At 50.7% G+C, this 25,259-nt stretch carries 18 protein-coding genes and 1 pseudogene; 6 read left to right on the plus strand and 13 right to left on the minus strand.

What is annotated here, in order from left to right:
- Positions 1 to 589: 589 nt before the first annotated feature.
- The gene (gene fimZ / locus IX31_RS12430; protein ID WP_034458550.1) at positions 590 to 1,222 is read left to right on the plus strand and encodes a fimbria biosynthesis transcriptional regulator FimZ; all 633 of its coding nucleotides are present in this window, start codon (positions 590 to 592) and stop codon (positions 1,220 to 1,222) included.
- Positions 1,223 to 1,306: 84 nt separating this feature from the next.
- Here the strand turns inward: fimZ and sfmF are convergent, their stop codons facing one another.
- From sfmF to fimA, 5 genes and pseudogenes are all read right to left on the minus strand, one after another.
- Positions 1,307 to 1,825 carry a fimbria assembly protein gene (gene sfmF, locus IX31_RS12435; RefSeq protein ID WP_051880708.1) on the minus strand — a complete coding sequence of 173 codons (519 nt, stop codon included), beginning with the start codon at positions 1,823 to 1,825 and terminating at the stop codon, positions 1,307 to 1,309.
- Positions 1,818 to 2,822 carry a type 1 fimbria D-mannose specific adhesin FimH gene (gene fimH / locus IX31_RS12440; RefSeq protein WP_034458552.1) on the minus strand — a complete coding sequence of 335 codons (1,005 nt, stop codon included), beginning with the start codon at positions 2,820 to 2,822 and terminating at the stop codon, positions 1,818 to 1,820. The genes sfmF and fimH overlap by 8 nt, the downstream gene beginning before the upstream one ends.
- Positions 2,823 to 2,839: 17 nt before the next feature.
- A pseudogene (locus IX31_RS12445) lies at positions 2,840 to 5,362 on the minus strand (fimbrial biogenesis usher protein); the annotation flags it as partial.
- A 79-nt stretch (positions 5,363 to 5,441) separates the two neighbouring features.
- Positions 5,442 to 6,137, minus strand: a complete 696-nt coding sequence (fimC, locus tag IX31_RS12450; RefSeq protein ID WP_034458556.1) for a type 1 fimbria chaperone FimC — start codon at positions 6,135 to 6,137, stop codon at positions 5,442 to 5,444.
- Between the two features lie 117 nt (positions 6,138 to 6,254).
- A complete protein-coding gene (gene fimA / locus IX31_RS12455) occupies positions 6,255 to 6,806 on the minus strand; it encodes a type 1 fimbrial major subunit FimA (RefSeq protein ID WP_034458558.1) in 552 nt (183 codons plus the stop codon).
- 437 nt (positions 6,807 to 7,243) lie between these two features.
- Here fimA and IX31_RS12460 point away from each other — a divergent pair, with 437 nt between their 5' ends.
- A complete protein-coding gene (locus IX31_RS12460) occupies positions 7,244 to 9,652 on the plus strand; it encodes a DUF3772 domain-containing protein (RefSeq protein WP_034460056.1) in 2,409 nt (802 codons plus the stop codon).
- Positions 9,653 to 9,886: 234 nt separating this feature from the next.
- Positions 9,887 to 10,381 (plus strand): hypothetical protein, encoded by a 495-nt coding sequence (locus tag IX31_RS12465; RefSeq protein WP_157837376.1) that lies wholly within the window; start codon positions 9,887 to 9,889, stop codon positions 10,379 to 10,381.
- Between the two features lie 42 nt (positions 10,382 to 10,423).
- Here the strand turns inward: IX31_RS12465 and IX31_RS12470 are convergent, their stop codons facing one another.
- The 4 genes from IX31_RS12470 to IX31_RS12485 all read right to left on the minus strand — a co-directional run bounded on the left by IX31_RS12470 (position 10,424) and on the right by IX31_RS12485 (position 17,027).
- Positions 10,424 to 12,223, minus strand: a complete 1,800-nt coding sequence (locus IX31_RS12470) for a carbon starvation CstA family protein (protein WP_034458562.1) — start codon at positions 12,221 to 12,223, stop codon at positions 10,424 to 10,426.
- 225 nt (positions 12,224 to 12,448) lie between these two features.
- Complete coding sequence (locus IX31_RS12475) at positions 12,449 to 13,690, minus strand: cytochrome c (protein ID WP_034458564.1); 1,242 nt, start codon at positions 13,688 to 13,690, stop codon at positions 12,449 to 12,451.
- Positions 13,687 to 14,241: a (2Fe-2S)-binding protein gene (locus IX31_RS12480; protein ID WP_034458566.1), complete on the minus strand. Its 555-nt coding sequence runs from the start codon at positions 14,239 to 14,241 to the stop codon at positions 13,687 to 13,689. The genes IX31_RS12475 and IX31_RS12480 overlap by 4 nt, the downstream gene beginning before the upstream one ends.
- The gene (locus tag IX31_RS12485) at positions 14,238 to 17,027 is read right to left on the minus strand and encodes a xanthine dehydrogenase family protein molybdopterin-binding subunit (protein WP_034458568.1); all 2,790 of its coding nucleotides are present in this window, start codon (positions 17,025 to 17,027) and stop codon (positions 14,238 to 14,240) included. Before IX31_RS12485 ends, IX31_RS12480 begins: the two co-directional genes overlap by 4 nt.
- Before the next feature lie 203 nt (positions 17,028 to 17,230).
- Here IX31_RS12485 and IX31_RS12490 point away from each other — a divergent pair, with 203 nt between their 5' ends.
- Positions 17,231 to 17,803 carry a nucleotidyltransferase family protein gene (locus IX31_RS12490; RefSeq protein WP_034458570.1) on the plus strand — a complete coding sequence of 191 codons (573 nt, stop codon included), beginning with the start codon at positions 17,231 to 17,233 and terminating at the stop codon, positions 17,801 to 17,803.
- A gap of 2 nt (positions 17,804 to 17,805) precedes the next feature.
- A complete protein-coding gene (locus tag IX31_RS12495) occupies positions 17,806 to 18,774 on the plus strand; it encodes an XdhC family protein (protein ID WP_034458572.1) in 969 nt (322 codons plus the stop codon).
- Between the two features lie 43 nt (positions 18,775 to 18,817).
- Here IX31_RS12495 and IX31_RS12500 read toward each other — a convergent pair whose 3' ends face one another.
- From IX31_RS12500 to apbC, 4 genes are all read right to left on the minus strand, one after another.
- Complete coding sequence (locus tag IX31_RS12500; RefSeq protein WP_034458574.1) at positions 18,818 to 19,288, minus strand: YehS family protein; 471 nt, start codon at positions 19,286 to 19,288, stop codon at positions 18,818 to 18,820.
- 71 nt (positions 19,289 to 19,359) lie between these two features.
- The gene (btsR, locus tag IX31_RS12505) at positions 19,360 to 20,088 is read right to left on the minus strand and encodes a two-component system response regulator BtsR (RefSeq protein ID WP_034458576.1); all 729 of its coding nucleotides are present in this window, start codon (positions 20,086 to 20,088) and stop codon (positions 19,360 to 19,362) included.
- Entirely contained in the window at positions 20,082 to 21,770 is a 1,689-nt protein-coding gene (locus tag IX31_RS12510; protein WP_034458578.1) for a sensor histidine kinase, read from the minus strand. The genes btsR and IX31_RS12510 overlap by 7 nt, the downstream gene beginning before the upstream one ends.
- Positions 21,771 to 21,935: 165 nt before the next feature.
- Entirely contained in the window at positions 21,936 to 23,048 is a 1,113-nt protein-coding gene (gene apbC, locus IX31_RS12515) for an iron-sulfur cluster carrier protein ApbC (protein ID WP_034458580.1), read from the minus strand.
- Positions 23,049 to 23,211: 163 nt separating this feature from the next.
- Between apbC and metG the strand changes: the two genes are divergently transcribed.
- Positions 23,212 to 25,245 (plus strand): methionine--tRNA ligase, encoded by a 2,034-nt coding sequence (gene metG, locus IX31_RS12520; RefSeq protein WP_034458581.1) that lies wholly within the window; start codon positions 23,212 to 23,214, stop codon positions 25,243 to 25,245.
- The last annotated feature ends 14 nt before the right edge of the window (positions 25,246 to 25,259 follow it).

Below are 25,259 nucleotides of genomic sequence, written 5' to 3' on the forward strand. Positions count from 1 at the left end.
CGCAAACTAACCGCCTTCCGAGTGAAAGCCAGGAAACGGCTTATTTTCAATGCTATAATTTTGTTAAATTAGATCATTCTATTAACAATTACAACTATTCCTGGATAATCAGTTTCCCACAAACTATGCCTCTTTCCGATGATTAATCACGCAATCATTCTGCGCCATGGGTAACAAATAAGAAACATTCGAGACTTCACACTATTCTTCATGTTCAAAACAATCTTTTTTCCCAAATATTTCGCTTAACACAGGTACATGCCCCAAATAACAATTAATTAACCATTTTAATTAGAATTTAATCACAGCATTATTCCCTGAGCATAACAGTGGTCTTTTTCTCAAATAATATGGCTGTATAATCAACCTGGTCATTTATCTAAAATGAACAGGTTGATTTTCTTATTGAAATAATTATTTTCACTTTACCCACAGCCATTAGAAAATAGTACATATGAAGGAAGTTTTTAAGTTCAAGGGAGCATCTTGCATACATTATAAAATACGAAATAGTGAAACACCTTTTCACTTTCGCCGCCAGTGACTTTACGTCAATGCGATATGTTCCTCAAAAATTAGAGGCAAGAATATGAAACCTGCATCCGTAATTATTATGGACGAACACCCTATTGTCAGAATGTCGATAGAGGTACTGCTACAGAAAAATAAAAATATTGATGTGGTGATGAAAACCGACGACAGCCGGGAGGTGGTTAACTACATGCACTCCAATCCTGTCGATTTGGTGATTCTCGACATTGAACTGCCGTCCATTGATGGCTTCACTTTATTAAAAAGAATCAAGAGCATACAGGCCGATACTCGCATACTGTTCTTATCTGCCAAGTCTGAGAGGTTTTATGCGGGCCGTGCTATTCAGGCCGGGGCAAATGGGTTTGTCAGTAAAAGGAAGGAGCAGGAGGATATCTATCATGCGGTGGAAATGTTGCTTTCAGGGTATTCATTTTTCCCCTCTGAAACGCTGGAGTTAATCAGTAATCCGGGTTCACGCAACGGAGTTACTGACGATACGCCATTATCTAACAGAGAGATAACCGTATTACGTTACCTGGCGAATGGTTTATCCAATAAGGAAATTGCCGAACAACTTCTGCTGAGTAACAAAACCATCAGCGCGCATAAATCTAATATATTTTCCAAGCTGCATGTCTCATCGATTGTCGAACTTATCGATTACGCCCGAGTAAAAGGATTATTATAACTGCGCATCCCATCACTATTTGAAATTAAAAAAACCGGGTTGGCGCCCGGTTTTTATTTATTTTAATGATGCCGAATAGGCTTTCTAATAATAATTAATCATAAACGTGGCATCGGCGTCGGCTTGCCCGGCTTGTGGGTTATCGGCAAGCGCGATGTAATTTGCAAAAAAGGTTAATTCCGCATTTCCGTTGGCATCGACTGGCACATCCTGGCTTGCCTGCTCAAGGGGCAGGCGGGTTTTATCTTTATCGCGCAACTCAACGGCCACATTTATCGCCCCACTCGTGTTATTAAGCCCCAGTAAACCGGCGTTGCCTGTGGCTTGCTTTCCAGAAAAGGTGATTGACGCAGCACCCTGTGGGCAGCCGTTAAGCTTCAACGTGAACGGTATGCTTTGCGTCGTGCTGCCTGCGGTACGCAGTTGTTTGGTCGGCCAACGCCCAAGCTGCACTGTTTTATTGTCATCCCCCATTTCGACGTAGCAGCTGAAATCCACCACGTTGCCACGCAGTTCTATATTGATGGCGCCGAGCGAAGTGTCGGCCTGAGCATGACTCGCCAGGCTTGCTGCCAACCACAGCAGCATCGCAATTTTAGTCATAATCCACCCGCAAATAGCCCCGTGCACTAAATGGCCCTTCCGCCGGTTTGTTCCCTGTCACACTTACCGGCCAGGCCCGAATCCCCACTTGCGCCGCAGCTGCATCGTCGAGACGGAAATTGATTTTACTGCCCACATTATTAGGAATAAATGGCGTTCCGCCGCTATCGGCGACGATAAACCCGAGATCGTTATTATTGGAAACCATCATATTACCGGATGCTTTCTCCGCTTCTAACCGCAAAGAAAGATAGGCCTGCGCCGCCACATTGGTGCATTTAATAGCGATGGTTTTAGTTTGCGGTGTCACACCTTGCGGTCGATTCCCGGCTCCGGCCTGGCTGAATAGCGCAGCACCAATGTCGCCAAAATCAAATTCAACGATTTGCCCTGCGTTGATTTCACAGCTTTGTGGCACTTCAATTTTGCCGCTGTAGCTAATGGTATAAACCGGAGTGGTGAGCGGGTCGGTGTTTCGCGTCGTCACATATACCGTAAACATGGTCTGCCGTGGAATTGGCACCATATTGATAAAGCGCCGTGTCACTTTGAGTTTAAAAACCAGCTTAGAATCCTCAACCGGAAACGGCTGCTGTCTGGATACGTTGTCATGGATTCCCATCTGAATATAGTTGCGCGGTGGGTAAAATTGCCCGGCGAAGCTGTCTGTAATGCTCATCGCCCCTTCGAGATAATCATTGAGCTTGATGTACTGGTAATCGCCGATCACTTTTTGCACCGGCAAGGTACTCACGTAACTGCGCATCGTGGTATCGCCGGTGGTTCCTTGCGGGCAAGTGGCATTGACACCGATCCAACCCGACTTTTCCGCGAGGGTGATGATTTGCCCGACGTTATTGTTTGCGCTGGTGAAGACGTCAGACAGATCGTAAAAAATATCCGCTGGCACGCCATTGCTGTTTTGGCAGACTGTGGCAAACGCCGGGAGCACACATACCCATAGCGCCCCCCCTGCTAAAGATGTCATCAATTTCATAAACAGATCCCTGAATCCTATGAACAGGTCGCACTCGCCACGACGATCGCCTGAGTCTGGCTTTCAGGCGGTAAGGTAAATGGTGCGAAACACTGTGATCCTTTGCCCTCGCCCCACTGAATCAGCAGCTTTCCCTGGAGTGGCAAGCCGCTGAGGTAAATTTGCCCGTCATCGCCGACCATACTGGTGATACCCGTGGTTTCTTCGCGCACCACAGAGCCGAACGGTACCGCTCGCCCACCACGGGTTACGGTGATGATTGCCCGCACGCCCACGTGCGCCTTAAATTCCGCGCGCACCAATGCGCCTTCCGTAGGCACCACACTACTGACGTTGTTTTCAATGTCAGTGTGGTTATCCATGGTGTTGGTATCGAGAGCAATACGGTTGTGGCGATATACCGTGGCGTAAGGCATTACCGCGTATCCGCGCCAGTCGGTTTTCACCCCGGTCTGGTTTTCGACGCCAACCCCGCTTGCTCCCGGCGCTTTGATTAACACGTTGGTGTCACCAAGCGGCTGGCTAAACGTGATGCCATCGGCGTGCCCCACCACGCCGCCCGAAGCCTGCCAGTTGTAGTCGTGTTGGTCGCGGTCGTAGTTGTAGCCCAGCCCCAATGTGCCGTAAGTAGCCTGCCAGTTAGCCGTGACACTTCCGCTGTAACCGTTAGTGTTGCTGTGACCTTGAGTGACGCTGTAATTAAGGTTTCGGTCTTCAAGTAATGTGCCGCCGATACCTGTTTGCACGGTGGCATCGCCATCAGCGTTGTTACTGGCAGCAAAAGTGGCGTAAGCGCGATCGATGGTGCTGGTGCGCGAATAACCATGCCCCAGCAAGGTGCTAAATGGCACCGAAAGGTTAAAGGCCATAATGCGATCGCTATCGGCGATCCCGACGGATTTGCTCCACGACATCGAGAGTGAGTAGCTGATCCCGCGCCAGCCGCTGGCATATCCGGCCTGATACCAGGTGTTGTTCTGGCTGGTTTCCCAGTAAGTTTGCTGGCTGCCTGAAACATAGAGTGACCCGTAATCACCCAGTGATTGAGAAACGTTGATTTGAAATCGCCCGCGCTTGCTGTAACGCAAGTTGTGGTAGCTCTGCACAACCGGCTCATCTTTGCGTGCACCATCCGCTTCGTCGGCGTATTCGTAGCCTTCGATATTTTTGTATGCCACCTCATCAAGCGTATAAAAACCACGCGTGGAATAGCGGTAACCCAACAGCTGGAAGTTAGTGCCGTAACCGCTGAGGGATTTTGCATACAGGAATCGTAGCGACTGGCCTTGATGCTCGCTGTCATCTGCAAGTCGGCTGCGGGCGTGGGTAATATCCATTGAAAGTGCCCCCCACTCCCCGAGGTTTTTCCCGGCCCCCAGCGCAACGGAGGTGTAGTCTTCGGCAAGCTGAGTGCCACCATAGGCGGTAAAACCGTAGGGTAAACCCGCATTCAGCGTGGCCTGGGTGAAGAATGGCGTATCCTGCTGGTTGCTTCCGCTACGGAAATCCCCGGCTACCAGGTCGAACTTCAGCCGCCCTTCCCGTTGCAATAACGGAACGGTGGAATAAGGCACAGTGTATTTTTGCTGGGTACCATCTTTTTCTTCGACAGTGACCTCCAGGTCGCCGCTGGAAGAGGTGGAATTCAGGTCACTGATGGTAAATGCACCCGGTGAAACGTAGCTTTGGTAAATCACAAAACTGTTCTGGCGAATGGTGATTTTGGCGTGGGTACGCGCTATACCGCGTACCGTTGGCGCGTAACCTTGCTGACTGTCGGGGTACATACTGTCAGCCGAATAGATGCGCGCCCCGCGAAATCCCAGACTGTCGAACACATCGCTACCCGTGTTGCTGTCGCCTAATACCAGCTCGCTTTTGAGTGGAATAATCGTCCGTTGCGCATAGGTGCTAATGTTGTTCCAGCTGTTAGCGTGGTAGCCATCTCCACGAGTGTAGTTCCAGGCACCGCTGTTACGCAGCCGCCAGGCTCCGTAGTTCAGGCCACTTTGCAGGCTTAAATAATAGTTATCGTCGTCGCTGCCATGGTTGCCGGTAAAGCTGTAATTGAGCAGCGCAGCCGGAATCCCTTCGTCCCACTCCTGCGGCGGTATATAGCCCCGGGCGCTGTTAAGCAGCGATGCCTGCGGCAAGCTGATATCCAGGCGTAGTTTGGCAAAATCAAAATTCGTCTCAGAATCAGGGATCAGCAACGCGAGCGGCACACATTCCCCGGACTTAAACTTCGCAAGCGCCGGATAAGCGAGCATGTTCAGGCCCAGGCGCTTCAACCAGTCAGTGTCCAGGCACGGCACCAGGCCGCTCGATTTTGCTTTTCCGCCACTGGCATCGCTGGCAATAAAACGGAGATCCTGGGTCGAGATAAATTCAACGTTACGCCAGATGTCCACGCGATAAACACCCGGTGCCTGATGGCTGCCTTTTTCAAAACGCGACAAATCCGCCATCGCAGCATCTTCTACCGACAAAAACCCAGGGTTAAAGTAGCTTTCCCCGGAGCTGATTACTGGCCACAGCGCGGCCATTATCATCGCTGCAAGCGGGGTGACTGACTTGTTGATCATCTGCCAGATATCCTTATTGCGCAAATTACCTGCATTACAACATTACGCCCGCTTGCACAGGCGTCACCGCGCCATAGTCATTGACGGTCTGGAAGGAGATAGCACCTTTTAGCGCGGGCGAAACCGCCACTTGCGACACACTTTTTGGAGCCACCAGGGTATTAGCCAGTTTCTCGTTGCCAATTTTAAGATTGACGGTGCTGACATAATAAGGAGACGCGTTGTGAATGCTCAGTAGCTTGCCGTTGCGACTAAAGCGCAGTTGCTTCAGCGCCTCTTCTGGCTGCATTTGCAGGTTTTTAGGGCGCACAAACAGCTTGATGCGCGACAAAATTGCCAGTTGTAGTACGTTGCTGCCGTCGAGATTATTTTTATCGACCGAAGGAATCGCTTTCACGTTCACCCAGAAAATAGTTTCGCGGTCTGTTGGCAACGGTGGCCCGGCGTAAATAATCCGCAGTGTGTTCTCGCTCGATGGCTCACTAACAAAAAGCGGAGGCGTGACAATAAAACTTTTATCTCTGGCACCTGCACTATTTTCAATCCACGAGTTCACCAGAAAACGCTCTTTATTATCGCTATTATTAATTGAGAGCGAGGTTTGTTTTGCCTCGGCAGGATAAATAACCCGTGTCGCACCCAGAGCAACGCCCCCGGCAGCTTGAGCATTAAAGCACAGCATTAACAGGCACAACATTATGGCCGAGCCTTGTTTAAATAAAGTCGTCATCACACCGCACCATCATTATTACTATTATTAAAATGTTCAATTCAGGAATAATAAATTTCTGTTCGTCAATAAAAGAAGCCTCATTTCTGAGGCTTGCGTTATCCCTACAAAATTTGATTATTCGTATTTCATTACAAATGTCGCATCAGCGTTGGCCTGGCCTGCTGTTGCGATGGCTGCAGTAGATTTATAGCGTGCGGTGAACGGCAAGGTGTTCGTCCCGTCAATCAGAGTCTGCGCGGTGGAGAAGACAGAACCATCCGGGGTCAACACTTTCGATTTGCTGTCGAGGATTTCGATACCGACGCCGCCTGCCGTGGTGCTGTTGTCACTCGAGTTAACCGCCAGAAGCGTAGGGTCGGTGCCGTCTGTCTGGCCTGAGAATGAGACTGAAGCCAGGGTGGAGACCGTGGTGTCACAATCGTTAAGCACAATGGTGAATGGGATCTGCGCGGAGGTGTCACCCACTTTAGTAAACGCCGCCGTACGATATTGACCCAGTTTCACCGTTTGATCGGAAGACTGCGTGCTCACCGCACAGGCGGCATTCACCAGCTCACCTTTAAAGTGAACCGTACCGCCATTTACAGTGACTACATCGGCCTGTGCTGCACCGCTTACTAATGCAATACCTGCAACCAAAGAGGACGCAATTTTGCTGAATTTCATCGAGATTCCTTTAATTATTTAATTACCCTTTTTGAATAATGCATCCTTCATTATTCCAGTGAATAACCAGGGCCGTAGATAGTCAACCCCCTCCCCTCAATCCTTAAGGAGACATTTATTTATCGTCATCAATGAAGTCTAAATTAATATTTAAAACACCATCTCCTCGACGATGAATAATTTAAGTTAAATAAATATTTAATAATATGTGAAAAACCTTTATCTCATCTCAGTAATGTCCTATTAAGTTCTAAGATATCGGCCTGTGACTTTCGGATCGGTGAGTGATGCCAACGAAGAAGCACCATGAAGAGTGCTCCTGGTGAATGAAGTAGATAAAACCTGGTACACTTAGCGCCAATTCAAGATATTCTTAGCAAATTGTTTTTAAGCCGCTAATTTAATGATTCACTGGATCTGCCCTGATGATACCAAAAATGTTAAAAATGCCGCTGCTGCTGGCATTGTTGTCTTGTTTAATGGTGATGCCTTTTACGTCTCATGCGGATGACGCTACCGGGCAAACAGCCACTGAAGAGCCGGTTAAGATCAATGCCAGCACGGTAATTCCTGCGTTGCAAAAGCGCCTGGATTCGCTCAAGCAGCGAGTATCCACAGCAAAAACCGATAAACAATTCACCAGTCTCAATGACGATTCACAAAAATTGGTGAGTGAAGCCGATAAGCTTGCCGTTGCACTGGCACCGCAATTAACTCAGGTACAGGCACAACTGGATGTTCTTGGGCCCGCACCGGCACCAAGGGCACTGGCTGAAACGCCGCAAGTTGTTAGTCAACGCAAACAACTAAACAGCAGTAAAACCTTGCTCACCACACAAATCGAGCAAACCAAAGCCATTGCAGTTGCCGCGCAAAACCTCTCTTCGCAAATCTCTGGATTGCGCCGTGATGCGCTAAAAACACAAATTGCCCTAAATACCGGCAGTATTCTTGGTGAAAAATTCTGGTCACCCGTTTTTGAACCCAACGACAAAGACGCGGCACGCTTCGGTGAATTTGGCACTCAGATCAGTGATGCATGGGACCAGGCCTGGAGCGAGGGATGGCGACCAGGTACTGCTATCTATCTGTTATTAGCGCTGGGGATTGGAGTATTTGGTCGTTTCGGGCTGGATAAACCAATGAACTGGGTTCTGCCACGCTGGCTGCCGCAAGGCCGTTTTCGTCGCAGTTTCCTAGCCTGCTTCACAACCTTAAGTACCACGCTGACGCTGGGTATCAGCATGCAGTTGCTGTGCTACACCTTCACACGCCTGCCTGATACCTCACCCTGGGTTAATGAGTTTGCCGGACAACTGGTCGAGTTGACCTATTTTTCCGCGGTGATTGCCGGTCTTGGCATCGCATTACTTTCTAATAGCCATCCTTCATGGCGTCTGCCGGGTATTGCCGACCCGCTGGCAAAAACGCTTGCGTCATTCCCGATTTTACTGGCAGCCTTCATATTTATCTTCGGTATCATCGAGCAGTTGAACTCCTTGGTTGGCGCGAGTATCGATGCCACATTATTTGGTAATGGCCTGGCCGCTTTGCTGGTTGCGCTCAACTGCCTGATTGCACCTGTTCGCGTCAACCGGATACGCAGGCAAATGCGTGCTGAAGGTGAACAAACAGAAGCGCGTTCTACCGTTGCTGGCCTCATTCATCTCGTCATCAGCCTTACCGCTTTTGTTATCCTGCTAGCACTGTTGATTGGCTACATTCCACTGGCCCGTTTCGTCACCTTTGAATTGTTGTGGATTGGCCTGGTGGTTTGCAGCCTGTATCTGCTGATTCACTTTGTAGTGGACTTGTGTGAAGCGGTCTTCTCCCCGTCAACTCACAGCGGGAAAATCCTTAAAAGCACGCTGAGTCTCAACGATCGCCATCTGTCACTTGCCGCAACGTTGTTCTCAGCGGTTGGGAAAACATCACTGCTGGTGATGGCTGCGGTAGCCCTGCTTAACGGCACCTTCGGTACCACAACGCCGATGGAACTGCTGACGAAAATCGCGGATATGTGGGGCGGCAAAGGCCTCGAAGGGATGAACATCATCCCGGCACATGCACTTAATGCGGTGCTGTGTCTGGTGGTGGGCTGGTATGTGCTCCGTTCCACACGCCGCTGGCTCGATAACGATTTCCTGCCAAAAACAAATATGGACCGTGGCCTGCGTGCTTCGCTGGTCACACTGTTCACCAACGTCGGTTACGTGCTGATTATTATGCTCACGTTGTCGATGCTCGGTATTGAATGGAACAAACTGGCATGGATAGTCAGCGCCCTGTCGGTCGGTATCGGTTTTGGTTTGCAGGAAATTGTGAAGAACTTTATTTCCGGTTTGATTCTGTTGACAGAGCGTCCGGTAAAAGTGGGCGATCTGGTGAGTATAAGCGGCGTGGAAGGCGATATTCGCCGCATCAACGTACGTGCGACCGAAATTCAATTAGGCGACAAATCCACGGTTATTGTGCCGAATTCACAGCTAATTTCGCAAAACGTGCGTAATGCCACGATGGGAAATGCGCAGGGTGTAGCAACAATATCTCTGACTTTCCCATTGGATATCGACCCTGAGCAGGTGCGTAATTTACTGCTCGAAGCGTATAACCTGCATGAATCAATTCTGGAAAATCCTCAGCCCTCAGTCAGCTTTAAAGAACTGGGGCCTACCGGGATTGTGCTGAGCGTTACCGGTTATGTGAATAGTCCGCGAATGGTGAGTTCAACGCGCAGCGATTTGCTGTATGAGATCCTCAAAATGCTGCGCGCGGCAGGCATTAGCCTTAGCCAGACGCAAACAATGATCCTTGAGCAGCCTGCGAAAGTGGCGGTAGAGGAATAGCGCGAAACGCCGCTGATTGTTAGCAGTCAGTGGCGTTTCATGCGTTAGCGCCTCCATCAAAGACAGCGCAAAACATAATCACACTAAATAACTCAGCTTTATCTCATTCAGTAAATTGATTTAAGTCAACATTATGGAGGCTCGTCGGTCGCATTATCTCGCTCCGTAGATATTCCACTTCGTATATTCACAATCAGTGAATAGTGTGAAGGTAATTATTCAATAAGAGAGTTAATGATGAGCAAAATCAGCGTAATCGTAGCAGCCCTGGTGGGCGGTTTAGTATTATCCCCGGCAGCAATGGCGCTGGATCTGTCCAACGGCAACTGGCAAGGCGCAGGCGCTCCAGTAAAAGTGGCAGTAAAAAATAACCAGGTCACTATCAACGGTAAGAAAGCTACCCGCACTATCAACAATCCTGATTTCGCTGAGTGGAAAGGCGCGGGTTATACCCTGAGCTTTACCCGTTCAGAAAACCAGGTTTCCGCTGAATGGGCTAAACAACATGCGCATGGTGCGCTTGTACAAGCTGCAAGCACTGCAACAACCAGCAGCAAACAAGCGTTGAAAGCTCAGGATCTTAAAGGCCTGAACACCTCTGGCGTCGAAAAGAAATTGCTGGCTGAAGGCTGGAAAGAGGTTTACCCGTACACCGAATATACCCGCGACGGCAAACGTGTAAAAATTCAGTACCGTGCAGATTACGTTTCTTCTGTAACAGTAGAATAAAAAAAACCGGTCACGGAGGACCGGCTTTCAGAACATCGATAATTACGACAGCAATTCAATCGGCTCATCATTCCCGCGAGCGCGCCATAGCACAAACCAGCGTTGAATCGACGCCACCATAATCACCAGCCCCAACAGCACCATCACTATTGAAATCGTCCCGTTGAAGATGTTGAAGCCTTTGGCTGCACTATTGAAATAGACGTTTTTCACCATCCAGTAAGCTGCGTAGTTTACCGTCACATACAGATAAGACAGTGGCACCAGGCAGGTCAGCACGTACCAGCGTTTTTCTGACATACGCAGAATAATGGTTGCACCAATCATCAGACCGATTGAAGCCATTAACTGGTTAGAAACGCCAAACAATGCCCACACTGAGTTGATATCGCCTGAGTTCAGCAGATAGCCCCACAATAGACAAGCGACGATACTGCAACCAATGGCACCTGGCATCCAGTTAGTGCGTTTGAGCGGAGGCCAGATATCGCCGAGGAAATCTTGCAGCAAGTAACGCGCAACGCGAGTACCGGAGTCTACGGCTGTCAGAATAAATACCGCTTCAAACATCACTACAAACTGGAAGAAGTAGGAGGCCAGGTGGCTGAACCACGGAATACGCGTAAAGATATCGGCCATACCGACAGCAAGTGTTACCGCCCCACCAGTACGCCCATAAAGGTCAAGACCGATAGATTCGCTAAGTTGCGGCAAATTCACCACATCCATACCAAGGCCAGCAAACACTTCACGCGAGGAGTTAATGGCAAAGTAGTCAGCAGGATGTAACGAGGTAGCAGCGATAAGCGCCATCACGCCGACAACACATTCCGCAAGCATCGCACCAAAAGCAACGGGCAGAATATCGTTCCATTTGTCGATTTGCTTAGGCGTCGTACCGGAACCGATAAATGCATGGAAACCGGAAATCGCGCCGCAGGCGATGGTGATAGAGATAAACGGCCATACCGGACCTGCCAGCACAGGGCCATTACCATGGATAAACTGCGTTACCGCCGGGAACTGAATTTCCGGGTTAATGAACACCACACCCACGACCAGCGCACCGAACACGCCGATTTTCATAAAGCTTGAGAGATAACCACGTGGTGTCAGCAGCATCCAGACAGGCAGCGCGGTGGCAAAGAATGCGTAGAAAGGCAGGACCAGACTTACTGTAGAGGCACGCAGGCTCAGCCACTCACCAAATGAAGATTCCTGAATATACGGGCCAATTATCACGCAAGCGAAAATAACAATAATCCCCACCCAGGTCGCACCACGCATACTGCCGGTATAACGCTCCCAAAGCCCGACGCAAATCGCCACAGGAATAGTCATAAACACCGCGAACGTGCCCCATGGGTTACGTTCGAGTGCATGCACTACCACCATCGACAAACCCGCCATGGTAATGGTGATGATGAACAGCATCGCAAGCCCGGTACACCAGCCTGCCACCGGGCCAAGCTCCGCTTTTGCCACTTCTGAGAGTGACTTCCCGCGGTGTTTCATCGAGGCGAAAAGCACCACGGTGTCATGCACCGCGCCACCCACCACACAACCGATAAGCAGCCATAAGAAGCTCGGCAGATAACCGTATTGTGCCGCCAGAACCGGGCCGACTAACGGCCCTGCCGCCGCGATTGCAGCAAAGTGGCTGCCGAAGTTAACCCATTTTTTTGTCGGGACGTAGTCTTTGCCGTCCTCAAGAATATGTGACGGTGTGATTTCTGAGTCATCAGCATTCAGAACTTTACGGACGAAAAACACCCCGTAAAGACGATAACAGATGGTCAGAATACACAAAGTCGCGATAACAAAAGTTAGTGCGTGTTGCATAACCCACTCCATTGCCAAAGATAAAAAGTTCAGCGCTATGCTGGCATGGGTTTAAGAAGCAACAGGTGGGAGTTTTAGTGAGCGGTTAAATGGGGAGTTAAGCGGTTCGATTGCTGGGGTGAGCGGTTTTACTTTTCAAAATATCGGGTAGAGGCTTACGCCTTACCCGATCTACGGCAACTGAATGTAGGGCGGATAAGCGAAAGCGCCATCCGCCGCATTACATTACTTCTCTGGACGCAAAGCCTTCACCTGCTCGGCAGTCACATCCCCCGGTAAACCACCCCATGTTACGCGCAGGTAATTCACCAGTTCGGCCACTTGTTCGTCGTTCAGACGCTCGCCAAAGCCCGGCATGCTTTGCATACTTTCCCCGTTCGGGAAGTTCTGCGCAGGTAGGCCATCAAGTACCGAAACAATCAGGTTTTTAGCATCCGGTTGGCGCAGCGTTGCGTTGTTCAGCATCGACACTGCAACGTGCGGTTTGCCCTCACCTTCGCGAGCATGACAACCAGCACACTGGTCAAGATATGTCATTCGCCCGGCTTCGTTACCCTGACCGAGTTTCGCTGGGATTGCCGCCGGAGGTGCTTCGCCCATCAGGTAGGTCGCCATCGCTTTTTGATCGGCAGGCGTCAGATGCTGAGTACTCAGATCAACCACCATATGCATTTCGCTAAACGCGCTGCCCTGTGGTGCAATTCCAGTGGTAAGGAATTGCTGTACATCCTGCGGCGTCCAGCCACGTTGCGCTAACGCTTTTGGTGTGATGTCAGGTGCCATAAAGCGCCCTAACTCCCCGCCCTGCATCGCTTTATCGAGCTTCATTTGACCCAATAACCCGCGTTCAGTATGGCATTCGCCACAGTGCCCAAGCACATCAGCCAGGTAACGCCCACGATGCCAGTCGGCTGAGTTGCCGGTAGAAATCGCCGGAAGCGGATCTTTGTCATGGAACATAATATTCCAGCCAATCAATGCGATACGCTGGTTAAATGGGAAACTCATTTCGTTATCAGGCGTCTTAACATCTACTGCCGGTCGCGTCATGAGATAAGCATAAATATCGTCGGAATCCTTGCGCGAGATATTTTTATACGAGGTGTACGGCATGGCCGGGAACAGGTGACGCCCGGTTGGGGTAACGCCTTCGGTCAGCGCTTTGTAGAAATCATCTTTCGTCCAGCGGCCAATACCGTAATCGGCAGAAGGCGTCAGGTTGCTGCCGTAAATCGTGCCATATGGGGATTCCAGCGGATAGCCCCCCGCCAGCGGAGCACCGCCAGAAGCTGTGTGGCAAGCTGCACAGTCGGCAGCTTTTGTCAGATAACTGCCGCGTTCGATTTGCTCCTTGCTGGCGGTTACTTTTTGCACCGGCCCGTCATACGTGCGGTATTCTCGCCAGTACAAAATGGCGACAATGATGACCACAATAGCCAGCACAATCAGCGCGAGACGCTTTTTCATTTCACCGCCTCCTTCACCAGCCCCGGTGTTTTCAGCACCACGTCGCGCACCGCTTCGTAATAACGCACGTAGCCTGTGCAGCGGCAAATGTGATTTTCCAGCGCATGTGAAATCGCCCCTTCTAATTCGTCACGTTCGATAGGCTCACGTTTGAGTTTCTCAACGAAAATCGTCGCTGCGTTCACAAAGCCCGGCGTGCAGTAGCCGCACTGGAAGCTGTAGTGGTCGAGGAATGACTGCTGAATGGGCGACAGTTCAACCACTTCGCCCTGATCATCGACTTTAGCGTGCCCTTCAACGGTGCGGACTTTTTTACCGTTAAAGAAATGAGCTCCGGTGATACAGGTACGCACCTCTTCACTGGTGCCGCTTGGGTTATCAACAATCGCTACACACGCGTGGCAAATGCCCTGCCCGCAGCCCAGACGTGATCCAGTCAGATAGACATATTCGTGCAGGAAATCGATCATCATCAACCCTTCTGGCACATCAATTGGGCCATACGGTTTGTTATTGATGGTCAGGGTCATTGGTTTAGTTTTGATGCTCATGGTAATACCTCACGAATTTTTTCAGCACGGACGGGCAAATCACGGAAACGATGGCCTGTGGCATCAGCAATCGCATTCACAATCGCGGCAACAACCGGGATCATCACGACTTCAGCCATGCCTTTTGGTGGGTCGGTTTCCGAAAGCGCGGGCAGGATATCGCCAGTCTGTTTCCAGACTGCCACATCACTGGCACGCGGCAGGTGATAACGGTTGAAGTTCCATGTTCCGTTACCGGGTCCGTCTTCGTAGAGAGGTAAATATTCATGTAACGCATGGCCGATACCCATCGCCAGGCCGCCTTGCAGCTGCCCGGAGACCAGTTCCGGCACAATTAAATTGCCGCACTCCATAATTGAGTGGTGGTTGAGCAGTTCCACTTCGCCGGTGGCGAGGCTTACCGCTACTTCCGCCAGCGTGCCGACAGCGCTGTAGTACGTCACCGCAGCATTGTTGCGCTGCGTTGGCGGGTAATAAACATGTGTGCGCGAAAGTGTGGCGAAATCACCATTGCCGTAGCGCACCGCCAGGGCATCAATCGGCAGGCGTTTGCTTTGCTGGTTAAAGGTGAAATCGGCTTCCGCCCACTGCCAGCGGTTAAAGACGTGCACTGCGGCGCCAGTCATTAACCCCATTTCATGGGCTTTTTTCGCTACCCGTTCAAGGCTTAAAATTTCCATACCAGCAGCGGTTAAACCACCTTCCACCCAACGAGCATCTTCGATGCGCACCACCAGCGGTGCAGCCTGGCCACCACCGATTCCGGTGGACCAGATAGCCATTGCCGCCGGCCATAAGCCTTGTTCAAACACTAAACGCGCCGCTTCGAGCGTGCTGTGTGAGAAGTAATACGCCGAGTTACTGGCACTTGATGGCGAGCAGTACGACGGAGACCAGAATGGATTAGCAGCCAGTTTGTCCTGCTCTTCCTGAGACATTATGTACGGGTCCCCGCTGGTAACAACTGGCAGAGAACTCCAGTCAGTGACCGAGAAATGCGCTTCGTCTGCCGGTCTACCCAACCATTGTGCACAGAGCACCGATTGTGATGTTGACATACCAGTGCCCATTTCAGCACCGCTGTGGTACAGCGCAATACGCCCGTCAGCCGCCACTTCCACACGCGCAAAGGAGGTTTCAGCACCAGTACCAAAGTCTTTTTGCACGCAGCCAAAGCCTACGCCGTAACGCTTACCTGGGTTTTTCATTTCAAATTCGGCTTTACGTTCAGCACGTTTGAGCCAGATTTCATTTTTCGCCGCTTTCGCCAGCACTTCATCTACACGTATCGCACCAGCAGGAATCGCACCCTGGGTGTTTTTCATGCCTGATTTCAGCGCGTTGCGCATACGGAATTCAATCGGGTCAATTCCCAGCTCTTCAGCAATTTCATCCACCATCATTTCGGTGGCGGCCATACTTTGCAGCGTGCCGTAACCGCGAGCTGAACCCGCATCGATAGCGCGGGACGCCACACCGACTGCCGACAAATCGCTTTTCGGGAAGTAATAAATGGATTGTGCAGCCGTTGCGCCCACCATTGAAACCGACGGGGTAAAGTTGCTGCGTCCGCCGCCGTTAGCAGTCATATCACCTAAAAATGATTGCAGGATGCCGGTCTTTTTATTCACCGCAATGGTGTAATTCATGTCGAACGCATGGCGTTTGAGTGCGCTCTGGAACTGCTCGTAACGGTCGTTCGCCAGGCGCACCGGGTGACCGTCGCCATACATCGCGGCAACCGCGCCATAATACGGGAAGTTGTAGTGATCTTTGGAGCCATAACCCACGGTGTAACATGGATGGAGAATCAGTTGTTTTACCGGCTGCGTGCGTTTTGCCAGCATACGCGGCATTTCGTCGGCCACTTCCTGCGGAGATTGCGTCGGCACCACCATATGTAGCGTTTGCGTGGCTTCATCGAACCAGCCGTTGGCGTTATCCGGCTCAAGGGCAGCGGTGTCGATAGATTGTGTGGTGTAGCGGCGTTGTAGCACCAGCCAGTCTTCCGGCGGGTTCTTAAGTTCATCGGCAATCATGCCTGCGTAATACATACCTTCCTGATCCAGCTTGCCGCCTTCGCGCCCTTCAGGCCAAACGGGCAAATGCTTTCTCATCGACACCGGGAAAATCGGCATGTCTTTCAGGCTGGAGAAATGATCGTCGTCTTGTGACGTCGCGCCGCCGACGCGCACAAAGCGGAAGGTGCCCCACGGGTCACGCTCCAGCGGGCCGGTTTGCGCACCGTACTGAATCACTTCGTCTTTAAATTTCAGTTTATCTTTGGCAAAGCGGAAACGGGCAAAATCGTGGTAAATCAGAATGGCAACCGCCTGGCCGAGATAGGCCGGCGTTTTACCGGTTGGCAACAGCATGTCTTCGCCGTAGAACGCCGGGAATGCCAGGCCATCACGCGCCAGATCTTCAGCGGTGACGATGCGATCCGGTTTCAGGTCATCACCCAATAAAGAAAGATCGATACCGCTAAATAGCCTGTCGGCTTTTGTGGTGCGCAGAATAAAGGCGTGAGCCTGTTTCTGCGGCCAGTGAGGCATGTCTACTGCACGAATATCGCGGGCAAAGACTTTCTGGCCCATCACTTTTGATTTGCCGTCGATTCGGAAACGGATGCGCTTGTTTTTGGCATCCCAGTTCGGTGAGTGAAGGATTTTTTGTTCAAACAGCGCGGCATAAGCACGGCTATAGAGAGGGGCAAGATACACCGCGACTCCGGCGACCACCGCGTGTTTAATAAAACTGCGCCGTGATGGATTAAAATTGCTCATAAAACATCCCATTTAAAATTATTATTGTCTTTTTTTCAAACAATTATGCGTAGATTTTATACATTTCCGTAGTGAATATAAGTATATATATTTAAGCTAAATCATGTGAGAATTAACATCTCATTTTCATAAAAAAAACATTGTTGCGCAAATTACTCATCATATTGCGTAATCAAGAAGGCAGTGAGGAATTCCCCCTGAACATGAAAGCGGGCATCATTATTGCCGCCGCAGGCTGTGCAAAACGCTTCAAAGAAGCAGGTGGCGAAGGCAATAAACTTAACGCGTTGCTCAACAACAGCAGCGTGTTTGCGCAAACGCTACGTAATGCGCTGACTTCTGGCCTGCAAGTGCATGTCGTGACGCGCCCGGAAAACAGCCAGGTTCAAGCGTTGTGCCGCGCGCAGCAGATTCCCGTCACGCTGATTGAAAGTTCTGGATTGGGCGAGTCAATCGCTGCGGGTGTTCGCGCAACGTCGAACTGGCAAGGCTGGCTGATTCATCTGGCGGATATGCCTTTTGTTCCACCGGCGGTGTTTGTGGCGGTGGCAGAGGCAATGAAATCTCACACGCTGGTGCGACCATGCGTTAGCACGCAGCCGGGGCATCCGGTGGCCTTCGACCACAACTGGTACAGCAAACTCAGCCAGTTAACCGGTGACAACGGCGCACGTGAATTATTACGTGGCGAGTCAATGCACCTCATCGAAATTGAAGATGCCGATTCCCAGCGCGATATTGATCTCCCATCACAACTGGTTCAAAGGAGTGAATAATCATGCAACACCTTGATATTAGTGTGATTAACCAGGCTCATGAATGGCTGGAACAACGACCCGTCTGGTTATGTACGGTTTTAAATACCTACGGTTCTTCACCCCGCTCACCAGGAGCGTTAATGGTGGCAACAGCCGACAATCGCTTTTGCGGTTCACTTTCCGGGGGCTGTGTAGAAGAGGATTTTTTACAACGGATTGCGCAAGGTGAATACCAGCAAGCCAGCCAGATTGTACGTTATGGCGAAGGTGGGCTGGAGCCGGGTATTGCGCTGCCGTGCGGTGGCGTGCTGGATATTTTGGTCGAATATCTCCCTGCCACCCCTGGCAATATTAGGTATCTGGAAAAGATGGCCGCTGCGCTGAATGGTCATTTTGCCTTGCAGAAACGCCTGACGCTTCCCGAGCCTTGCCGCCACCTGGAAGTTACCGAATTTGCCGATATCACTCAGGTTGAACGCAACGGGCAGCAGATTACGGTGCATGTTGCCGCCGCACCGCGTTTACTGATTGCCGGGCTCTCAAGCGTTGCGTTGTACTGCGCCGATTTTGCCAGTGCGCTGGGTTTTGAAGTGTTGGTTTGTGAGAATCGACCCGACGCCTTAGAGAATTTCGCCGCCCAACTTAAACCAGGTATTACTCTGCTCAGGCAGTTCCCGGCGAATTATCTTGAGCAACACGCTTGCCACGCCAATACGGCGATTGTCGCGCTAACGCACGATCCGCGGATGGATGACCTGACAATGATGGAGGCGGTGAACACGCCTGCATTTTATATTGGCGCGATGGGGTCGCAGAAGAACAGTGCGCGAAGGCTGGAACGATTGCAGAAAATAGCGGAATTAAACCCGACTCAGTTACAACGCATCCATGCCCCTATAGGCTTACCATTGGGGAGCAAAACTCCTGCAGAAATTGCGCTGGCGGTGATGGCAGATATTGTGAAGCAGAAGAATGAAGCGCGGGGATAATCTTTGGGTGGATGTGCGCAAGCGACATCCACCGCAATAAATCTTACTTCTTCGCTACGTGTACGCGTGAAGTCAAACCGCGCAGGAAATAACGCAGGAACTGGTCACCACATTCGCGGAAGTTTTTATTCTCTGGTGCGCGCATCATCGCGGTGATTTCTGGCATAGAGATACGGAATTCTTGTGAGGTCAGAATTTCCAGCACGTCGTCGGTTTTCAAATCAAACGCAATACGCAGTTTTTTCAGGATGATGTTATTGGTCATCTTGCGTTCAATTTTTGGCGCAGGCTTGCTTTCGTCTTTGCCACGTTTGAAATAGATCAGCCCGTTAAGGAAGTTGGCCATCAGAATGTCAGGGCAAAGTTTGAAGTTCTCTTCGTCTTCTTTTTTGGTCCAGCTAACAATTTGCTCAGTGGTAACGGCAGTGTCGGTCAGGGCGAAAATTTTCACCATATCGTCATTGCCCAAATTCAGCATGTAACGCACGCTGCGTAATACATCGTTATTCATCATAGTGGTGATTCTCTCGTTCCAAATCTTGAAAGCGGGCAGTATATAGGGATGTGGCGGTAATGACATAAATACTACACCGCTTTAAGCCCTAAAGCCTCTTTGAGACTCTTCAAGTAGCGACGACTTACCGGGACAGACTGCCCGTCGCGCAGCATTAACTCGGCTTGCCCGCCATCCTCAAAGCGGATCTCTTTGAGATGCACCATATTGACCAGGTATTGTCGATGGCAGCGAACCAGCGGCGTGCGGCTTTCAAGCGTGCGCAACGTCAGCTCAGTAAAACCTTCAGTTCCCTGCGCATTGGTGACATATACCCCGCTCATACGGCTGCTGGCGTACATCACCTCTTCCATTTGTAGCAGGTAAATCCGGCTCTGCCCGGTACAAGGAATGAATTTAAGATCTTCCTGGTTTGGCTCAAGCAGTGTCATATCCTGATCGACGCGCTCATGACGCAAACGCTGTAGGGTTTTCTCGAGCCGTTTGCTGTCTATTGGTTTAAGTAAATAGTCGAACGCATGTTCTTCAAAAGCCTGCACCGCGTACTCGTCAAAGGCGGTAAGAAATACGATGTAGGGGCGCTGTTGAGGATCAAGCATGCTTACCATTTCCAGCCCACTGATGCGCGGCATCTGGATATCAAGAAACACCACGTCCGGATGCAAGCGATGCACCGCGCCAATGGCTTCCACCGCATTGCCACACTCCCCCACGATTTCAATGTCTGGTTCGTTTTGCAGCATGATGCGTAAATTCTCACGCGCCAGCGGTTCATCATCGACAATCAGCACTTTTAACATGGGGTTTCCTCCAGAGGTAAACGTAGGGTAATACGGGTAAATCGGTCTGACTCATAATCCACTTTAATACCGCAGGCATCGCCGTAACGGGCGCGCAGACGTTTATCTACCAGACTCATCCCAAGCCCGCTGGATGTGTTTTTTTCCTGATATAAACCTGCGTTGTCTTCAATAGAAAGCTGCAAATACTCCCCATTCTGGCAGGCATTAATCGTCACCTCCCCAACACCAAGCAACTGCGAAGTGCCATGCTTGATGGCGTTTTCAACAATGGGTTGTAGCGTGAAAGCTGGTAGCTGCACTTGCGACAGCTCCTGAGGCACATTCAGTTGCACGCGTAATCGTGACTGAAAACGCGCCTGTTCGATTTGCAGATAAGCATTCACATGCTCAATTTCATCGGCAAGTGTCACTATCTCGCTTGGGCGCTTTAAGTTTTTGCGAAAGAAGGTCGAAAGATATTGCACCAGTTGACATGCCTGTTCATTATCCCGGCGGATAACAGCCACCAGCGTATTCAATGCGTTAAACAGAAAATGCGGGTTCACCTGCGCGTGCAAAAGCTTGATCTCTGACTGCGTCAGCATCTGCTTTTGTCGTTCATATTGCCCCGCTAAGATTTGCGCAGAGAGAAGCTGCGCGATGCCTTCACCCAGCGTGCGGTTAATCGAGCTAAACAAGCGGTTCTTTGCTTCATACAGTTTGATCGTGCCAATCACGCGGCTATTTTCGCCATACAGTGGGATAACAAGCGTCGAACCCAGTTTGCAATGCGGGTGCAGCGAACAACGGTATGGCACTTCATTGCCGTCGGCATATACCACTTCACCGCGTTCAATTGCCTGCCAGGTATATTCAGAAGAGATTGGGCTACCTGGTAAATGGTGGTCGGCACCGATTCCGGTAAACGCCAGCAGCTTCTCGCAATCGGTAATAGCAACGGCTCCGATATCCAGCTCCAGATGGAGTACCTGCGCCACTTTCATGCTGTTTTCCTGGTTAAAACCCCGGCGCAGAATCCCTTCTGTCGAGGCCGCAACTTTTAATGCGGTTGCCGAGAATGCCGAAGTGTATTTCTCAAACATCGCTCGCTTATCAAGCAAAATACGCATAAATAACGCGGCACCCACGGTGTTGGTAATCATCATCGGAGCAGCGATACTTTTCACCAGATTCAACGCATCAGCAAACGGGCGAGCAATCAGCAAGATAATGCCCATCTGGAAGAATTCCGCCAGCAGCGTAATGCCACCTGCGGTCAAGGGATTAAACAGCAAATCGCTGCGCCCACGACGAATCAACAAACGGTGCAACAGCCCACCAAGCAACCCTTCAACAATGGTGGAAAACATGCAACTTAGCGCCGTCATTCCCCCCATTGAATACCGATGCAACCCACCGGTTAAACCCACCAGCCCGCCAACCAGCGGCCCACCGAGCAGCCCCCCCATTACCGCGCCAATCGCACGTGTGTTGGCGATGGAGTCGTCAATGTGCAGGCCAAAATAGGTTCCCATAATGCAAAAGATAGAGAAAGTAACGTAGCAAAGTAATTTGTGCGGTAAACGTACTGTGACCTGCATCAGCGGGATAAACAGCCGAGTTTTACTCATCAACCAGGCGATAACCAGGTAGACGCACATCTGCTGAAGGAGCAGTAACACCAGGTTAAACTCGTACATTGCGCTCGCCATTGAGTCTCAGAGGCGGCGTAACATACACGTTGGCGGCTTAACTTTCTTTGAAGGGTTTCAATAATTTTTGATTTAGTGGGGATGAAAGCAGAAATTAGGACAAGGATGGGGGTGTGTTTGTCGGGCAGGCGTAAACCCACCCGACATATTGATTTACACGGCGCGGAACGAGATATCCGCAGGGATCACTTCACCTTCCCAGTAAAGCTGCGCTGCAACGCTACCCGCCAGTTGACGGTAGATCGCGGTGAACTCGCTTTCCGGACGATTGATCACCGTTGGCTTACCGGCATCAAGATCCTCACGCAAAGTAATGTGCAGCGGCAACTGGCCCAGTAATTTGGTGTGGTATTGATCCGCCAGTTTCTGCGCCCCGCCAGTGCCGAAAATTGGCTCATTGTGACCACAGTTGCTGCAAATATGCATGCTCATGTTTTCAACGATACCCAGCACTGGCACATCGACTTTCTCAAACATCACGATGCCTTTACGGGCGTCGATCAATGCAATATCTTGCGGCGTGGTCACCACAACAGCACCCGTTACTGGAATATTCTGCGCAAGCGTCAGTTGAATGTCACCGGTGCCCGGCGGCATATCCAGCACCAGATAATCGAGATCCGGCCACATGGTTTCTTGCAGCATCTGCAACAGTGCCTTGCTGGCCATAGGGCCGCGCCACACCATGGCGTTTTCATCAGTGACCAGATAACCAATTGAATTGGTCGCCAGGCCATGCGCCAGAATTGGCGTCATATGCGTGCCGTCAGGTGAAGTTGGGCGTTCGTGTTCTGCCCCCAGCATCGTTGGGATAGACGGGCCATAAATATCCGCATCCAGAATCCCGACTTTCGCCCCTTCGGCGATGAGCGCCAGTGCCAGGTTCACAGCAGTACTCGACTTGCCAACACCGCCTTTGCCTGAAGTCACCGCAATAATGTTTTTCACACCGTTAATGCCGGGGTGATTTTTCACACGCTTTAAGGTGGCAATGTTGTGGCTGAGTTTCCAGTCCACCGCTTTCGCCCCAGTAATGCGCAACAAATCCGAACTGCACTGCTCTTGCAGGGCTTCAAAACCGCTGCGCCAAACGAATGGCATCAACAGCTCAACATGCAGCGTGTCGTCTAACATTGCGACATGATGCAGTGCTTTAAGCGCGGTCAGATTATGTTTGAGGGTTGGGTGCTGAAAATTGGCCAGTGTCCCGGCGACCATAGCGCGTAGCTGCTCGGGGGAACGACTTGACGGGGATTGCGAATTCATCCCGGCTCCTTATTGTTTTTTTAACAGATGATGCAGTTTGTTAAGCATACCAGATGCCATCCGGCACGATAAAATTTCCTTGTTCAGCTTGTGTGGTTTACCACAAGGCGGCTCTCAGTTAACATCTAAGGCCCTTTTCTATTTAGAAGATGCAATTTCTACTATGGCTCATACCGCGAAAAAATTATTGGTAACGTGCGCACTTCCGTACGCTAACGGCTCAATCCACCTTGGTCACATGCTGGAGCACATCCAGGCTGACGTCTGGGTCCGTTACCAACGAATGCGCGGAAACACGGTCAACTTCATCTGCGCGGACGATGCACACGGTACACCTATCATGCTGAAAGCACAGCAGTTAGGTATTACACCAGAGCAGATGATTGCCGAAATGAGTCAGGAGCATCAGACTGATTTTGCTGGCTTTAACATCAGCTATGATAACTATCACTCCACGCATAGCGACGAAAACCGCGAGCTGGCATCGCTGATTTATGGCCGTCTGAAAGAGAACGGTTTTATTAAAAACCGTACAATTTCTCAGCTTTTCGACCCGGAAAAAGGCATGTTCCTGCCTGACCGTTTCGTAAAAGGTACCTGCCCGAAATGTAAAGCACCTGACCAATACGGCGATAACTGCGAAGTTTGTGGCGCAACTTACAGCCCAACCGAGCTGATTAACCCGCAGTCTGTGGTTTCTGGCGCAACGCCGGTGATGCGTGATTCCGAGCACTTCTTCTTTGATTTGCCATCGTTTAGCGAAATGCTGCAAGCCTGGACTCGTTCTGGTGCGCTGCAAGAGCAAGTAGCTAACAAAATGCAGGAGTGGTTCGAGTCTGGTTTGCAACAGTGGGATATTTCTCGCGATGCGCCATACTTCGGCTTCGAAATTCCTGATGCACCGGGCAAATACTTCTACGTCTGGCTCGACGCGCCAATCGGCTACATGGGTTCATTCAAAAACCTGTGCGACAAACGCGGAGACACCGAGAGCTTTGACGAATACTGGAAGCAAGATTCCACCGCTGAGCTGTATCACTTCATCGGTAAAGATATCGTTTATTTCCATAGCCTGTTCTGGCCAGCCATGCTGGAAGGCAGCGGTTTCCGCAAGCCAACCAACCTGTTTGTTCACGGCTATGTGACGGTAAACGGCGCGAAGATGTCTAAATCGCGCGGTACGTTCATTAAGGCCAGCACCTGGCTGAACCACTTTGACGCCGACAGCCTGCGTTACTACTACACTGCGAAGCTATCTTCCCGTATCGACGATATCGACCTGAATCTGGAAGATTTCGTGCAGCGTGTGAACAGCGACATCGTTAACAAAGTGGTTAACCTGGCATCACGCAACGCAGGCTTTATCGCCAAGCGTTTTGATGGCCAACTGTCTGCTGAAATTGCTGACCCGGCACTGTACAAAACCTTTACCGACGCGGCACAGTCAATTGGTGAAGCCTGGGAAAGCCGTGAATTCGGTAAAGCCGTGCGTGAAATTATGGCGCTGGCTGACGTTGCAAACCGTTATGTTGATGAGCAGGCTCCATGGGTTGTGGCAAAACAGGAAGGCCGCGATGCCGACCTGCAAGCCATCTGCACCATGGGTATCAACCTGTTCCGTGTACTGATGACCTGGCTGAAACCGGTTCTGCCAACGCTTGCTGAACGAACTGAAGCTTTCCTGAACTGCGAACTGACCTGGGACAGCATCAACACCCCGCTGCTGAACCATAAAGTGAATACTTTCAAAGCGCTGTACAACCGCATTGAAATGAAACAGGTTGAAGCGCTGGTTGAAGCGTCGAAAGAAGAAGTGAAAGCGGCAGCCGCTCCGGTAACTGGCCCACTGGCTGATGACCCGATTGGTGAAACCATCGCATTCGATGATTTCGCAAAAGTGGATCTGCGTGTGGCACTGATTGAGAAAGCAGAGTTTGTTGAAGGCTCCGACAAGCTGCTGCGCCTGACGCTGGATCTTGGCGGTGAGAAACGTAACGTATTCTCCGGTATTCGTTCTGCTTACCCGGACCCAGCCGCACTGGAAGGCCGTTTGACCATTATGGTGGCAAACCTGGCACCGCGTAAAATGCGTTTCGGCATCTCTGAAGGGATGGTGATGGCTGCAGGCCCTGGCGGGAAAGATATCTTCCTGTTAAGCCCGGATAGCGGTGCTCAGGCAGGTATGGCGGTTAAGTAATCGCATATCAATAA

This window comes from Buttiauxella noackiae (assembly GCF_000737905.1).
GTDB classification, from domain to species: Bacteria; Pseudomonadota; Gammaproteobacteria; order Enterobacterales; family Enterobacteriaceae; genus Buttiauxella; species Buttiauxella noackiae.

Excerpts from the sequence above, each read along its gene's own strand:
- fimZ (WP_034458550.1), top strand. The coding sequence starts at position 590 with ATGAAACCTGCATCCGTAATTATTATGGACGAACACCCTATTGTCAGA.
- sfmF (WP_051880708.1), bottom strand. The coding sequence starts at position 1,825 with ATGACTAAAATTGCGATGCTGCTGTGGTTGGCAGCAAGCCTGGCGAGT.
- fimH (WP_034458552.1), bottom strand. The coding sequence starts at position 2,822 with ATGAAATTGATGACATCTTTAGCAGGGGGGGCGCTATGGGTATGTGTG.
- fimC (WP_034458556.1), bottom strand. The coding sequence starts at position 6,137 with ATGACGACTTTATTTAAACAAGGCTCGGCCATAATGTTGTGCCTGTTA.
- fimA (WP_034458558.1), bottom strand. The coding sequence starts at position 6,806 with ATGAAATTCAGCAAAATTGCGTCCTCTTTGGTTGCAGGTATTGCATTA.
- IX31_RS12460 (WP_034460056.1), top strand. The coding sequence starts at position 7,244 with ATGTTAAAAATGCCGCTGCTGCTGGCATTGTTGTCTTGTTTAATGGTG.
- IX31_RS12465 (WP_157837376.1), top strand. The coding sequence starts at position 9,887 with ATGATGAGCAAAATCAGCGTAATCGTAGCAGCCCTGGTGGGCGGTTTA.
- IX31_RS12470 (WP_034458562.1), bottom strand. The coding sequence starts at position 12,223 with ATGCAACACGCACTAACTTTTGTTATCGCGACTTTGTGTATTCTGACC.
- IX31_RS12475 (WP_034458564.1), bottom strand. The coding sequence starts at position 13,690 with ATGAAAAAGCGTCTCGCGCTGATTGTGCTGGCTATTGTGGTCATCATT.
- IX31_RS12480 (WP_034458566.1), bottom strand. The coding sequence starts at position 14,241 with ATGAGCATCAAAACTAAACCAATGACCCTGACCATCAATAACAAACCG.
- IX31_RS12485 (WP_034458568.1), bottom strand. The coding sequence starts at position 17,027 with ATGAGCAATTTTAATCCATCACGGCGCAGTTTTATTAAACACGCGGTG.
- IX31_RS12490 (WP_034458570.1), top strand. The coding sequence starts at position 17,231 with ATGAAAGCGGGCATCATTATTGCCGCCGCAGGCTGTGCAAAACGCTTC.
- IX31_RS12495 (WP_034458572.1), top strand. The coding sequence starts at position 17,806 with ATGCAACACCTTGATATTAGTGTGATTAACCAGGCTCATGAATGGCTG.
- IX31_RS12500 (WP_034458574.1), bottom strand. The coding sequence starts at position 19,288 with ATGATGAATAACGATGTATTACGCAGCGTGCGTTACATGCTGAATTTG.
- btsR (WP_034458576.1), bottom strand. The coding sequence starts at position 20,088 with ATGTTAAAAGTGCTGATTGTCGATGATGAACCGCTGGCGCGTGAGAAT.
- IX31_RS12510 (WP_034458578.1), bottom strand. The coding sequence starts at position 21,770 with ATGTACGAGTTTAACCTGGTGTTACTGCTCCTTCAGCAGATGTGCGTC.
- apbC (WP_034458580.1), bottom strand. The coding sequence starts at position 23,048 with ATGAATTCGCAATCCCCGTCAAGTCGTTCCCCCGAGCAGCTACGCGCT.
- metG (WP_034458581.1), top strand. The coding sequence starts at position 23,212 with ATGGCTCATACCGCGAAAAAATTATTGGTAACGTGCGCACTTCCGTAC.